Annotated in this window: 10 protein-coding genes; 1 reads left to right on the top strand and 9 read right to left on the bottom strand. The window is 54.9% G+C overall.

The features are described 5' to 3' along the window. Nucleotides 1–526: 526 nt before the first annotated feature. Genes trxB through H8527_RS04300 form a run of 4 tightly spaced genes read right to left on the bottom strand, consistent with a single transcriptional unit; the run spans nt 527 to nt 5,945 of the window. Nucleotides 527–1,465: a thioredoxin-disulfide reductase gene (gene trxB, locus H8527_RS04315; RefSeq protein ID WP_187545926.1), complete on the bottom strand. Its 939-nt coding sequence runs from the start codon at nt 1,463–1,465 to the stop codon at nt 527–529. A gap of 37 nt (nt 1,466–1,502) precedes the next feature. Next, the gene (locus H8527_RS04310) at nt 1,503–2,105 is read right to left on the bottom strand and encodes a LolA-like putative outer membrane lipoprotein chaperone (RefSeq protein WP_187545925.1); all 603 of its coding nucleotides are present in this window, start codon (nt 2,103–2,105) and stop codon (nt 1,503–1,505) included. Between the two features lies 1 nt (nt 2,106). After that, nucleotides 2,107–4,635, bottom strand: a complete 2,529-nt coding sequence (locus tag H8527_RS04305; protein WP_187545923.1) for a DNA translocase FtsK — start codon at nt 4,633–4,635, stop codon at nt 2,107–2,109. A 14-nt stretch (nt 4,636–4,649) separates the two neighbouring features. Further along, nucleotides 4,650–5,945, bottom strand: coding sequence for a M64 family metallopeptidase (locus tag H8527_RS04300; protein ID WP_187545921.1), 1,296 nt, complete (start codon nt 5,943–5,945; stop codon nt 4,650–4,652). Nucleotides 5,946–6,097: 152 nt separating this feature from the next. Between H8527_RS04300 and H8527_RS04295 the strand changes: the two genes are divergently transcribed. Beyond that, nucleotides 6,098–6,964, top strand: a complete 867-nt coding sequence (locus H8527_RS04295) for an ATPase (protein WP_187545919.1) — start codon at nt 6,098–6,100, stop codon at nt 6,962–6,964. A gap of 356 nt (nt 6,965–7,320) precedes the next feature. Here H8527_RS04295 and H8527_RS04290 read toward each other — a convergent pair whose 3' ends face one another. Genes H8527_RS04290 through H8527_RS04270 form a run of 5 tightly spaced genes read right to left on the bottom strand, consistent with a single transcriptional unit; the run spans nt 7,321 to nt 12,936 of the window. Further along, nucleotides 7,321–8,511 (bottom strand): class I SAM-dependent rRNA methyltransferase, encoded by a 1,191-nt coding sequence (locus H8527_RS04290; protein WP_187545918.1) that lies wholly within the window; start codon nt 8,509–8,511, stop codon nt 7,321–7,323. Continuing rightward, nucleotides 8,508–9,341: a 3'-5' exonuclease gene (locus H8527_RS04285; protein WP_187545916.1), complete on the bottom strand. Its 834-nt coding sequence runs from the start codon at nt 9,339–9,341 to the stop codon at nt 8,508–8,510. Before H8527_RS04285 ends, H8527_RS04290 begins: the two co-directional genes overlap by 4 nt. A 15-nt stretch (nt 9,342–9,356) precedes the next feature. Beyond that, the gene (locus tag H8527_RS04280; RefSeq protein WP_187545914.1) at nt 9,357–9,881 is read right to left on the bottom strand and encodes a DUF5063 domain-containing protein; all 525 of its coding nucleotides are present in this window, start codon (nt 9,879–9,881) and stop codon (nt 9,357–9,359) included. A gap of 10 nt (nt 9,882–9,891) precedes the next feature. Further along, nucleotides 9,892–10,860 carry a DUF6057 family protein gene (locus tag H8527_RS04275; protein WP_187545912.1) on the bottom strand — a complete coding sequence of 323 codons (969 nt, stop codon included), beginning with the start codon at nt 10,858–10,860 and terminating at the stop codon, nt 9,892–9,894. Continuing rightward, complete coding sequence (locus H8527_RS04270) at nt 10,861–12,936, bottom strand: alpha amylase C-terminal domain-containing protein (protein ID WP_187545911.1); 2,076 nt, start codon at nt 12,934–12,936, stop codon at nt 10,861–10,863. Nucleotides 12,937–12,968: the final 32 nt, after the last annotated feature.

Here is a 12,968-nt window from a genome sequence, read left to right as displayed (position 1 = left end):
TTTGAAATGTACAGTTTGCAAAAACAGGCGAAAAACTAAAAGAAAATCAGATAAACTTATGGAGGGACGAGGAGAATACTTTCATTCTAAAAAACGAGCCCCTTGACTGCATCACTTATCTTAAAACGTTTCTCAGACATTCGCTTTTCTATTGGAAAGCAGCAAAAGTAAGAAAAGCTGTCCAATCTCCTCTCATAAGAGACTGGAAAGGGAAAGTAGTTTCAAGCGTCAATGAACAGACGGAGCAAGCGGCTCATCATTATTTTTTGTAATGCTTTGTTTTACAAGCACATCTGTCGCCACGAAAACGCCAAAGGGTTGGCGACGCATCGCCAAAAGGATGGCGTTGGAACGCCACGCCGTGGAAATAAGCCTCCGAGAGCATAGAAATAAACCTCCATAGGCATGGTGTTTTTCGGAAAAAGGAGATAAGATGGCGGAACAAGCAAAAGCCGGCCGACTTTCCGAAGAAAGCCGGCCGGCTGTAAGGAGGGTGTGGAAGAGAGTAGGCTGAGGAAGAGCCGCCTTAAAGGTCGTGTTCGTCCAGGAAGTTTTTCACTTCGATGGCAGCTTTGCAACCGCTGGCGGCGGCGGTGATGGCCTGACGATAGAGCGGGTCGGCCACATCGCCGGCAGCAAAGACGCCGGACACATTGGTGCGTGGCGTTTGGCCCTGGGTCTTGATGTAGCCGATTTCATCGACTTCGAGCCACTCACGGAAGGGTTCGCTGTTGGGGTTATGCCCGATGGCCAGGAAGAAGCCATCGATGGGGAGGTCATAGCGACGCTCATCGGCTTCGCCTTTACGGTGAACCAAGTGGGCACCTTCTACCCCATCTTCCCCATAAAGGCCGAGCGTGTTGGTCTCGAAGAGCACTTCGATTTTTTCGTTGGCAAACACGCGGTCCTGCATGGCCTGCGAAGCGCGCAAGAAAGGCTTGCGCACAATCAGATAGACCTTTTGTGCGAGTCCCGACAGGTAGGTAGCTTCTTCGCAGGCCGTGTCGCCACCGCCGACCACGGCCACCGTCTTCTTGCGGTAGAAGAAACCGTCGCAAGTGGCGCAGGCCGAAACACCGATGCCGCGATACTTCTCTTCGTCAGGCAGTCCGAGATATTTGGCGCTGGCGCCCGTGGCGATGATGAGCGTTTGGGTTTGCACTTGGCTGCCATCGTCAAACGTGAGCGTGTAAGGACGCTGCGAAAGGTCGGCTTTGGTGCAAATCTGCGTGCGGATTTGCGCGCCAAAACGTTCAGCCTGCTTGCGGAGGTCGTCCATCAGTGCGTTGCCATCGACCCCCTCGGGGTAGCCGGGGAAGTTGTCGACATCGGTGGTCTGCGTGAGTTGTCCACCCGGCTGAATGCCTTCGTAGATGACGGGGGTGATGCCTGAGCGGCCGGCATAGATGGCCGCTGTATATCCGGCAGGGCCGCTGCCGAGGATGAGCGTTTTTAAGAGTTCCATAATTGAGTTGTTTTTGAGTGTGATGTTCGAATGAGCGTCAGCGGAGGTCGACAACCTCCACCTTGGGATGATCTTTGGGGTTGAAGCGGAAGAAGGCATCGGACTTCTTGCCGGATTTCTGAAGGGAGCGTATGCTGATGGTGGTCCAATTGTGGCTGTTGGTGCGCAGTCGGACGGTCGAGGGTTGATAGTTAGAGGAATTGAGGGTGATGTAAAGTTCCTTGATGGCCGCTTTTCCATTTTCGGCCACCAAGTGGACTTCGTAGTTGTTTCCTTGCGTTGTGAGGGTAGCCTTATAGCCGCGCTTGTAGAGGTGGAGGAAGTTCATCGGGTTCATCGAGGCGATTTCGGCTGCGGTGGGGGTAGTGACGTTCACTTCGCCCGAACCTTGTGCCAAAGCCCACTCCGTTTTGCCGTCAAACCAAATGCGGGCTTGCGGGGATTGGAGAACGAATTTGTCGCCTTGCACGGTGATGGTGCCCGAGGAGTTGCCCATCCCACCTTTGGCCGAAAAGGCTGCCGTCACACTACCGCCCGTGAGGGCTTTTGCTGCTTTGTCGAGCACAGAGGTAGCTGTCTGTGCACTGCCGCCCACGGCCAGCAAGAGCGTGAGCATAAGGAGAAAGATGCGTTGTTTCATATCAATCAAAATGTTTGCCTTGGGCTTTGAGATTGCCCAAGATTTGTTCGAGTTCGATTTCAGACTGCACATAGACTTCACGCGGTTTCGAGCCATTGACGGGGCCGACGATGCCCGCTTCTTCGAGCTGGTCCATCAGGCGGCCGGCACGGTTGAATCCGACTTTGAAGGTGCGCTGAATTTTGGAAGTAGAGCCTTGTTGGGTGTTCACCACGAAGCGCGCAACTTGGTCGAACGTGCTGCCTTCGCCCAAACCGATGTCCCCCCCACTCTCAGTGCCCTCTTCGGCCACCAGCGGCAATTCAAAGGGGTAAGGGTAGCCTTGTTGAGCTGCGACAAAGTCGGTGATGGCTTCCACCTCCGGGGTATCGACAAAGGCGCATTGCACACGGGTGAGTTTGCCATTGGTCAGCATGAGCATATCTCCGCGTCCAATCAAGTTGTTGGCCCCTTTGGCATCGAGGATGATACCGCTTTCGCGTGAACCCATCACCTTGAAAGCCATGCGTGCCGGGAAGTTGGCTTTGATTTTGCCCGTGATGATTTCAGCACGCGGACTCTGCGTGGCAATGATCATGTGGATGCCCACGGCACGCGCCAACTGCGCAATACGGGCTATCGGCAGCTCGATGTCCTTGCCGGCCGTCATCATCAGGTCGCCATATTCGTCGATGACCACTACAATATAAGGCAGGAAGCGATGGCCGTGCTCGGGACTAAGGCGGCGCTTGATGAACTTGGCGTTGTATTCTTTCAGGTTGCGGCAATGCGCGATTTTTAGCAGGTCGTAGCGATTGTCCATCTCTTGACACAGGCTTTTGAGTGTCTGCACCACCTTTGTGACATCCGTGATGACGGGCTCTTCGCTGTCGGGCACTTGCGCCAAGAAGTGTTTGAGCAAAGGCTGATACATGGAAAATTCCACCTTCTTCGGGTCGACCATGACCAACTTCAATTCGGCGGGGTGCTTCTTGTAGAGCAAGGAGGTGATGATGGCGTTGAGCCCGACCGACTTACCCTGTCCCGTTGCACCGGCTACGAGGAGGTGGGGCATTTTGGCCAAGTCGACCATAAAGACCTCGTTCGTGATGGTTTTGCCCAAAGCAACGGGGAGCTCGTAGTCCGTCTCTTGAAACTTCTGCGTGTTGAGGATGCTCTCCATTGACACAATCTGCGGCTTCTTGTTGGGCACTTCAATACCGATGGAGTTCTTGCCGGGAATGGGAGCGATGATGCGAATGCCCAAGGCCGCAAGGCTGAGCGCGATGTCGTCCTCCAAGTTCTTAATCTTCGAGATGCGCTGTCCCGGAGCAGGCACAATCTCATAGAGCGTCACGGTCGGGCCGATGGTCGCCGAGATCTCTGTGATTTCCACCCCAAAGTTGCCCAAGGTCGTGACGATACGTTCCTTGTTGGCCTGCTGCTCCGCCATATCAATAGGAGTGTTGCCGGCGCTGTGTTTGGCCAAGAGGGTGAGGGGAGGATATTTGTAGTGGCTCAAATCGCGCTTCGGGTCATAGGGAGGCAGGTCGGCGACATCGCCCAAGGTTTGCGCATCGGCTTTGGCTTCTTCGGCAGTCGTGTTGAGCGTCATTTCCAAAGCGTCCTCCTCGTCTTCCTCGCCCTCTTCGGCAGCAATGGCAACGTCCTCGGCTTCTTGTTCTTCAGCGGTGGTGTCGGTGATGTTGAACACCAGCGATGGCGCTGCGTCCTCTTCCTCACTCTCCTCCTCCGGGTCGGCAGGCGAGGCGGCTTCATCATCGGCTGGGTCGTTTTCTTCGTCTGCCACCTCTTCTTCGGCGGCATCTTCAGCCTCTTCTTCCTCCTCTTCCCGCACACCGAAGAGCACACGGCTGAGTTTATGGAAAGCCTTGAAGAACCAGATGAACACTTGTGTGAACCAATAGCCGATGTAGCTCAACGTGATAAGCAACAAGATGATCGCCGTAATCACTTCGCCCACATAATTGGTCATCCATTCATAGACCAGCCGACCGTGAGCACCGCCCAAATCGAAAGAGAGTTCGTGCTGAAAGGTCGAGAGGAACAGCACCTGAATGCAATGGGCATCCACACTGCCCACGACCATGATGACACCGAGATGAATGAACAGCAGCCACAAGCGGATGGGGCTGGCCTCTTTGAGCATCAGTTTCAGCACAACGCCCAAGAGGAACACCGGGATGAGAAGGCTGAACACGCCAAAGAGGTTGTTCATAAAGTAATAGGCGCAATAAGCTCCCAGTTTGCCGCCGTAGTTGGACGCGTGCGAAACCGTGCCCGCCAAGACATCGGCTTGGTCTTCGCTACCGGTGAAGAGGTTGGATGCCATCGAGATAATCATGAAAAACGCGATGACCAAGATCAACATTCCTCCTGCAAAGCGATAGTAGTCGCGGCGCGAACTCACTCCGGCCACGCTCTTGAACTCTTCGCGCAACTGGGCGTTGCGTTGCGATTTCGATGGTTTCTTTCCTCTCGTTGTCTTGCTTTTAGAAGTAGAATACACGTTTTTTCTTTGTTCTGCCATTCGTAGGTTTCGGCTTATTTTTGTTCTGTGTAAAACTGGATGAGACGTTGCGTAGCACGACGGCACACCGCGCAAAAGGTGGGTGCTTCGTTGGTGCGCATACGGCAATCACGGAAAGCGCGATAGACGCCCTTGCTCTGATAGCCCCCGCCTTCGTACACCCCGATGCGGGTCATGTCCGTGTCGGGCTTTCCTTGAGTGGGCGTGGGGATGGGCGTGCCCTTGGGCAACATGTTCTGCCATTTTTGGGCGAAGTCCACCCGCGTGGTGAGGTTTTGCTCCCACGGCTCCACATCCGTCGGAAAGAGTTCGCCATAGGCACTGTCGTAGAAATACTCGTCGGCCAATCCGGCGAAAGAATGCCCAAACTCATGCACGACTACGGGCTTATAGAGTGCGTGGTGTGCCGCCACGAGGGTGTAGCTGTTGTAGATACCGCCACCGCCATAGTTGTCGGTGTTGGTCAGAATAATAATGTGCTCATAGGGGACACCGGCGAGCACGTTGTTGAGTGTCTTGAGGCTCAACGTTGTCAGATAGCGTTCGCTGTAGAACGTGTCGAAATGGGAGTTGAGGGCGGTGGTCTTCCACTCCTTCTTGTGCGGAATGCTCACCCCGCTCTCGGCGCTGGGCACAGCCACGGCCACGATGTTGAAGCGGTCCTTGTACGTAGAGTAAGGCGCATAAGAAAGCAATTCGTCCGTTGCCACCTGTGCATCCCGATAGAACACGTCCATTTCTTCCGCCCGATAGCCTTCGGCCACAATGGCGATGTCGATGCACTGCTTGCTGTCGCCGCCCTTGTGCAAATAACGGTGAGGATAGGGCGAAGCGGAGGGCAAAGGGCGGATGAGGATGTCGTCGATTTTGACCAAGTGCGTGAACGTCGCTGTCGTTTGCTGCCGCGGATTGTAGAGTTCCACCGTGACCTCGGCATTCTGTCGCGGCATCGGCAGTTGGAACACATTTTCGAAAGAGCGGGTTGTCGCAGTAGCTTCTTCCGTGCTCACCCATTCTTGAAACAGAGTGGAAAAGGAGGTCTTGTAAATCACCGCCTTTGTCGCAGCATCGCGCATCGTAATCTGGCCATTGCCGCGCAAAGGCACTTCGTCCAAATTTACCCGACGGCCGGCCCACCCTTCGGCCACATGCAATTCGTCCAAAGCGATGAACTGCTGTCGGGCATTGCCGGAGAAGATGTAGTCGATGCGCAAAGTCCGGTCGCTGAAATAGCGGTCGAAATCAACCGGAGCGGCTGCCGAAAGCGAAAGCGACACCAAAAGGAAGGAGAAGAGCAAAAACTTTTTCATATCGGGAGCAGAGGAATTTGTTGGTTTTAGAATGCCCTATTCTATAGAACAAAAGTGCAGCGAAGTTACGATTTTTTTGCCGAAACGGCGGCGCCATTGGACGTTTATTTGTACTTTTGCCGAGTTTTTCACCCCGACACTGAATAGGAAATATGAAAAAGTTGATTGTCGACAGCGGCTCGACCAAAACGGACTGGGCTTTGCTCTCTGCCGGCCGGTTGGTCTGCCGCCTACAAACCGCGGGCCTCAACCCCAGTCTGATGACCGACGAAAGCATCACTCACGTGCTTCGCGACGAACTCCTGCCGGCTCTGAAGGCCTTTCCGGAGTTTTCAGCCGCGGAAGCCTTGGATGAACTGGTCTTCTACGGCGCCGGCTGCCGTCCCGAACAAGAAGCGCGCATGACCGACCTACTGAAACAGCAACTTTCGGCCCTGTCCGTCCGCGTGGCTTCCGACCTCTTGGGAGCGGCCCACGCCCTCTGCACGCAGGAAGCCGGCATTGTCTGCATCCTGGGCACAGGCTCAGGCAGCGCACTCTACGATGGTGAGAAGTTCGTGCAGTCCACGCCAAGCCTGGGCTACATCTTGGGCGATGAAGGGAGCGGTGGATCGCTGGGCAAGCACTTGGTGGCCGATGTGTTCAAAGGCGTGCTGCCTCCTCATCTCTGCGAAGCCTTTCAAGCCGACTACCCCATTGATTTGCCCAAACTCATTCAGCACGTCTACCGCGAGCCTGCTCCCAATCGCTATTTGGCGCAATTCACCCCCTTTCTCCTGCGCCATCGGCAGGAAGAGAGCATCCGCGCCTTCCTCCTCAACGAGTTTCGCACCTTCTTCCGTCGCAACATCCTCCCTTATCGCCGCCCGGATTTAGCCGTCAATTTTGTGGGAAGCATCGCTGCCTTATTTGCCGACGAACTCTCTGCTGCCGCACAGCTCGAAGGCTTCTGCACGGGGCGCATCCTTCGTGCACCGCTGGACAGCCTCATTGAGCAAGCCTTGTCCCCCGAACTTTAAGTCCACACTTTAAACGCACCCATCGCATTTGACTGCCTTTTATAACCATAGGCGATCAAATACGCTGGGTGCTTTTTTGCTTGGCTTCGTTTCAAAGATGTTTTCTTCGGCAAGAAAAGTGGCTTACGTCAAGGAAAAACTATAAACCAAACCTTGGTTTATGTAATTCAAACCTTGGTTTATATAAACCAAAGTTTGGTTTATGTAATTCAAAGTTTGGTTTATAGTTTTTCCTTGACGTAAGCCACTTTTTCTCCTTAGTGGAGGATTCTGCAAAACGAACGGCTGCCATCGTTGTGCAGGAACGATGGCAGCCGTTGAAAGGGAGTTGGGGGTAGAGAAAATCGGGCGAGGGGCTATTCGACGTAGAGCACAAGCCCTTTGAGGTATTCGCCCTCAGGATGGTAGATGTTGATGGGGTGGTCGGCCGGCTGGTGAAGCTGATGGAGGATGCGCACGTGGCGGCCACTTTGGGCGGCAGCGGTGAAGACGGCGAGGCGGAACTGGTCCTTGTTGACCGCCTGCGAGCAAGAAAAGGTGAAGACGATGCCGCCGGGGCGAATCTTGCGGAAAGCGATGGCGTTGAGGCGCGTGTAGCCTTTAATGGCGTTGCGCAACGCGTCTTTGTGCTTGGCAAAGGCCGGCGGGTCGAGGACGATGAGGTCGTAGTCGCCGCCGGCGCGTTCGAGAAATCGGAACGCATCCTCGGCATAGGCTTCGTGGCGAGGGTTGTCGGGGAAGTTGAGAGCAATGTTTTGGCGCGTGAGTTCGACGGCCTGGGCTGAGGCATCAACGCTGTGGACAAGGCGGGCGCCGCCACGCATGGCATAGACGGAGAATCCACCGGTGTAGCAAAACATGTTGAGCACCGCGCGGTCGCGGCTGTAATGTTCGAGCAGGGTGCGGTTTTCTCGCTGGTCGACAAAGAAGCCCGTCTTCTGCCCATGGAGCCAGTCAATGTGGAAATTCAGGCCGTTTTCGCAGGCCACATCGGCCGTGGTTTCGCCGCGCAGAAAGCCATTTTGCTGATGGAGGTCGGCCTTGAAGGGGAGGGTCGTTTCGCTTTTGTAATAGACATGGTCGAGACGGCCTTCGGCGGCTTCGAGGAGGGCGTCGGCGATGGGTTCGCGGTCGCAGTGCATTCCCACAGAGTGGGCCTGCATGACAGCGGTTCGGCCAAAGACATCGATGACCAAACCGGGGAGTTGGTCGCCCTCACCGTGGACAAGGCGATAGATGTTGTTGCGCTCGGGAGCGGTATTGAGCCCCAACGCGGCACGCATGGCGAAGGCTTGGCGCAGACGGCGCACCCAAAAGGCGTGGTCGATGGGCTCGTCGTGGAAGGTGAGGACGCGCACGGAAATGGAACCGATTTGATAGTGTCCGATGGCTAAGAATTGTCCTTCGGCATCGACAATGCGTACGATTTCGCCTTCGGTGAGAGGCGTGTTGCGAGGTTGTGTGCCGAGGATGGCACCAGAGAATATCCAAGGGTGGAAGCGCTTGAGGCTTTCGGCCTTGCCGCGGCGAAGGATGAGCGTGTTCATAAGGTGGGGGCGTCTTTAGGAGATTGTCTGCGCGAGGTGGTGCGCTTGCGAGCAGTGGTTTTGCTTTTGGCCGTCGTGCTGCTTTTCTTTTTGGAGCGACTTGGGGAGGTCGTGGCTTTGGAAGTTCGTTTGGTGGCTGTCTTGCGAGTTTTTGTCGTCGCTCGTAGGGCGGACGAAGCCATCGGTGCTGCACTTTCGGGAGGCTCAGGCTTGGGAGGAGCGGGAAGCAGGACGAAGTCGTGGGAGGCTTGCAGTTGCACCATACGTTCGTAGAGGCGGATACAGGCATCGGCATCGGTGGCGGCATAAAGGCGCTGTTTTTCATCGAGAATGTCGGCCTCCCAGTTGGTGAGTTGCGCCGTTTTGGAAATGCGCCGGCGGAAGAAGTTGGCAAAGAGTTTGGCCAGACTCATGTCCTCAATGCCCATCGCGGCGGCCATCTGCTGGAGGTCTATGCAGCCTCGCGGTGTGAAGTCGGGGAGGCGCTGGCTGAGTTGGTGGAAGTCGTCTTTGAGCGAGAGACCCACTTTGCAAAGGTTTTCGTCCTCGAGAAGTTGCGCAAGGCAGTCGGGGAAGCCCATGAAGTTGAGACGAAAGAGGAAGCAAAGGTCGCCGCCCGCCACTTGCAGCAACGCCACTTGGTGGGTGGTGCCGCGGCGGAAGGAGGGGCGCGTTTCGGTGTCGATGCCCAGCAGAGGGCAGGTGCGGAGGTAGCGCACAGCGCGTTCGGCTTCGGATTCGCTCTGCACCACAATGATACGGCCGGAGAAGGTGTAGCGCGGCAGGGTGGGAATGAGCTTTTTATCGGTTTGGGTGAAGAGTTCTAACATAGGTAAGTAAATGTACTACAATTCATCGACCTGTCCGGAAGCAACAAGTTCGTGGAGGGCACGGAGCGCGCCGAGAAGCGGTTGCCCCCAGCGGTTGCGGAAGTCTTCGAGACATTCGTAGAGGGCCACTTCCATGGCTTCGTCGATTTCGGAGCGAAAGGCTTCGACCATGTTGCGGAGCGTCTGGTAGCAGTCGGCAAGGCTCTCACTGATGGTGCACACCACGGGCCCATCGGAGTAGCGAAAGTCTTCGACAAAGACGTCGAGATAGTCGTCGGCATTGCGCAAGATGGCTGCAATGGAAGTGCGCACAAATTCGTAATCGGCTTCGGTGACGGCCGGTTCGACGTAGCCAATGCCCTCTTCAACTTCTTCCACCAGAGTGGCTTTGAGGTAGACCATGGGGATGAGACGCTGCATGAGGGAGGTAAATTCGCTTCGTTCGCTTCCCGGGCACTGTTCGAGCTGTTTGCAAAACTCGGTGGCAACGGTGACAAATTCGAGTACGTCACGGCGGTAGATATGTTGAAGTTCTTCCATAAATAGATGTTCAGTAGATTGAATTGTAGAAATAGAAATGCCAGTAGGTTTGTCCGTAGTCGCTACGCAGAAGGTTGCTCTCTTCGATGGGTGAGTGAGCCTGCGTGGCAAGGAACTTTTGCCGTAAGTCGAGGAAATCACGGTAGTTGGCTTCGATGGTGGCATCGGTATAGGAGACGAAAGGTTGTGCACCCGTACGGCGATAAAGGACGAGAGCCTCTCGATAGGCCATGGGCAGTGTCTCCGGATGAGAGAAGGCAAATGGGGAGGAACGAAACTCCTCGGCAAAGGTGCTCAACTTTCGGTCCAGCAACAGCCCAAGCCAATGGAGGTGCTGCTGCCGCGAACGGCGGAGAGCGGGAGAAGCCGCGAGCGACCGGTGCACGAGTTCAGCATAATAAGGTGTTGCGGCAGTCGGGACGATCCGGAGCATCGCCGCATTTGCTTTGGACGGCAGAGGATAGTCAAAAAAGGTGTCGGCCAAAGGGCTGCTGAGGGTGTCGCGCTGCAACTGCGTGAGGGCATAGGCTCTCAGTGCCACGACTCGCGGCGTGGGATGAGCAAAGTTTTCGCCAACGGAGAGAGCTTCGACATAGTGTTCTTGTAGGCAAAGTCGGCCCATCTTCAGTTCGAGGGTTTGGGCTTCATCGGAGGGAGTGAGGATACCAATGCCCCAACAAACGGCAAGCAGTGTCAGCAATGTGCGATGCAGACTGAAAGTGGGCGTTGAGTCACAGACTTTCGGCAGGAGAAAGCATTGGGCCAGGCGAAGGAGAGGCAGGACGAACATCACCCCGAGAATCCCAAACCACCCAGAGGAGAGTAGCAGCCGCCCTTCGGTCAGGCCGTAGATCCAGGCTGTGAGCGTTTCGCCTTTGAGCACGGCAGCATAGCAGAAGATAAACACTCCGAAGAGTGCGTAGGGAAGAATACGCACTCTTCGGAGATAGAGAGAATAAAGGAAAGTGGGAAGTTTCATCTATTTGCTCTTGTGCAGCACGACGGCCGAGCGTGCCGGGATGTAGAGTTGCAACCAGCCTTTGCCGTCGGCATCGAGGATGGGGTCGTCGGTGGTGAAGTGGGTGATGGTGTCGTCGGTGTTGCCGAAACCTCCAAAGTCGGGGTTGTCGGTGTTGAGCACCACCTTGTAAGCCCCCTTCTTGACCATAAACCCATAGTCGGTGTAGGAGTTGGTGGGCGAGAAGTTGAAGACAAACAGAAGGTCGCCGCGCTGGTAAGCCAAGATTTGGTCGCCATCGTTGTGCCAAATCTCCACAACAGGCAGATTTTGGATGTTGTGCTCCAGCTTGAGCGTACTGAGCATGGCGCGGTCGAAATCGCCCAGGAAATGATAGCACAACTCCTTGTTGTCGACCAAATTCCACTGACGGCGGGCGTACTTGTAACTCCATCCGTTGCCTTCGCGGGGGAAGTCAATCCACTCGGGATGACCGAACTCATTGCCCATAAAGTTGAGGTAACCGCCATTGATGGTGGAGGCCGTCACGAGGCGTATCATCTTGTGCAGGGCGATGCCGCGGTGGGCGCGTTCGTTTTCATCGCCCTTGCGGAAGTGCCAATACATGTCGGCATCAATGAGGCGGAAGATGAGGGTTTTGTCGCCCACCAAGGCTTGGTCGTGACTCTCGGCATAGGAGATGTTTTTCTCATCAGCGCGACGATTGGTGAGTTCCCAGAAAATGGAAGATGGTTTCCAATCTTCGTCTTTGAGTTCTTTGATGGTCTTGATCCAATAGTCGGGCAGGTTCATAGCCAGACGATAGTCGAAGCCGTAGCCGCCGTCCTTGAAAGGCGCTGCCAAACCGGGCATTCCGCTGACTTCCTCGGCAATGGTGATGGCATGGGGATTGACCTGATGGATGAGTTCGTTGGCCAAGGTGAGGTAACAGATGGCATTGTCGTCTTGGTGTCCATTGAAATAGTCGCCATAGCCGCCAAAGGCTTCTCCAAGCCCATGGCTGTAATAAAGCATAGACGTCACGCCATCGAAGCGGAAACCATCGAAGTGGAACTCTTCGAGCCAATATTTGCAGTTGGAGAGTAGGAAGTGGATGACTTCGTTCTTTCCGTAGTCGAAGCAAAGGCTGTCCCAAGCCGGATGTTCGCGACGGTCGCCGGAATAGAAATACTGGTGAGGGTCGCCGGCAAAGTTGCCCAAGCCTTCGACCTCGTTCTTGACGGCATGACTCTGCACCAAGTCCATAATGACCGCAATGCCATGCTTGTGGGCTTCATCAATGAGGGCTTTCAACTCTTCGGGAGTGCCACAACGGCTTGAAGCAGCAAAGAAGTTGGAGACGTGATAGCCAAACGAGCCATAATAAGGATGTTCCTGCACAGCCATAATTTGCAGGCAGTTGTAGCCATCGGCAATCACACGGGGCAGGACATTCTCACGAAATTCATTGTAAGTGCCCACTTTTTCCGCGTCCTGCGACATCCCGATGTGGCACTCGTAGATGAGGAGGGGGTTGCGGTCGGGCCTGAAGTCCGTATGTTTGAAGCGATAAGGCTGTTCGGGAGCCCAGACTTGTGCAGAGAAGATTTTGGTTTGCTCATCTTGCACCACACGATGGGCATAAGAAGGGATGCGCTCTCCCTGTCCACCCTCCCAATAGACATGCAGTTTGAACAAGTCACCATGGGCCATGGCTTTGAGAGGAAGTTTGATTTCCCAATTTCCATTTTCTTCGAGGCGCTGCAACTCGTACTCCGGCGTTTCCTGCCACTGATTGAAGTCGCCCACCAGAAACATCCGTGTGGCGTTGGGCGCCCACTCTCTAAAGACCCATTGTTGAGCTTCTTGATGCAGACCGAAATAGAGATGTCCGGAAGCAAACTCGGCAAGGGTTTGAGTCCCTTGCGTAAGTTCATGCTTTTTTTGCAGCGCGTGCTCATGACGCCCAAGAATAGCAGCATTAAAGGGCTCGAGCCAAGAATCGTTTTGTACGATTTTGAGAACCGTCGGTCTCTTGTCCGCTGTCTTTTTAGTTTCCGTGCGGAGTTGTGTTTCCTGTTGTGTCGGAACTTTCATATTTGCCTGTTTTTATGATGCTATTGTGTGAG

It is taken from the genome of Alloprevotella sp. Lung230, assembly GCF_014385435.1.
Taxonomy (GTDB): domain Bacteria; phylum Bacteroidota; class Bacteroidia; order Bacteroidales; family Bacteroidaceae; genus Alloprevotella.
Note: the sequence above shows the minus strand (reverse complement) of the source record. Positions and strands in the feature narration are given on the sequence as shown.

Coding starts and splice junctions, on each gene's coding strand:
- H8527_RS04290 (WP_187545918.1), bottom strand. CDS start 8,511: ATGAACACGCTCATCCTTCGCCGCGGCAAGGCCGAAAGCCTCAAGCGC.
- H8527_RS04295 (WP_187545919.1), top strand. CDS start 6,098: ATGAAAAAGTTGATTGTCGACAGCGGCTCGACCAAAACGGACTGGGCT.
- H8527_RS04300 (WP_187545921.1), bottom strand. CDS start 5,945: ATGAAAAAGTTTTTGCTCTTCTCCTTCCTTTTGGTGTCGCTTTCGCTT.
- H8527_RS04275 (WP_187545912.1), bottom strand. CDS start 10,860: ATGAAACTTCCCACTTTCCTTTATTCTCTCTATCTCCGAAGAGTGCGT.
- H8527_RS04285 (WP_187545916.1), bottom strand. CDS start 9,341: ATGTTAGAACTCTTCACCCAAACCGATAAAAAGCTCATTCCCACCCTG.
- H8527_RS04310 (WP_187545925.1), bottom strand. CDS start 2,105: ATGAAACAACGCATCTTTCTCCTTATGCTCACGCTCTTGCTGGCCGTG.
- trxB (WP_187545926.1), bottom strand. CDS start 1,465: ATGGAACTCTTAAAAACGCTCATCCTCGGCAGCGGCCCTGCCGGATAT.
- H8527_RS04270 (WP_187545911.1), bottom strand. CDS start 12,936: ATGAAAGTTCCGACACAACAGGAAACACAACTCCGCACGGAAACTAAA.
- H8527_RS04305 (WP_187545923.1), bottom strand. CDS start 4,635: ATGGCAGAACAAAGAAAAAACGTGTATTCTACTTCTAAAAGCAAGACA.
- H8527_RS04280 (WP_187545914.1), bottom strand. CDS start 9,881: ATGGAAGAACTTCAACATATCTACCGCCGTGACGTACTCGAATTTGTC.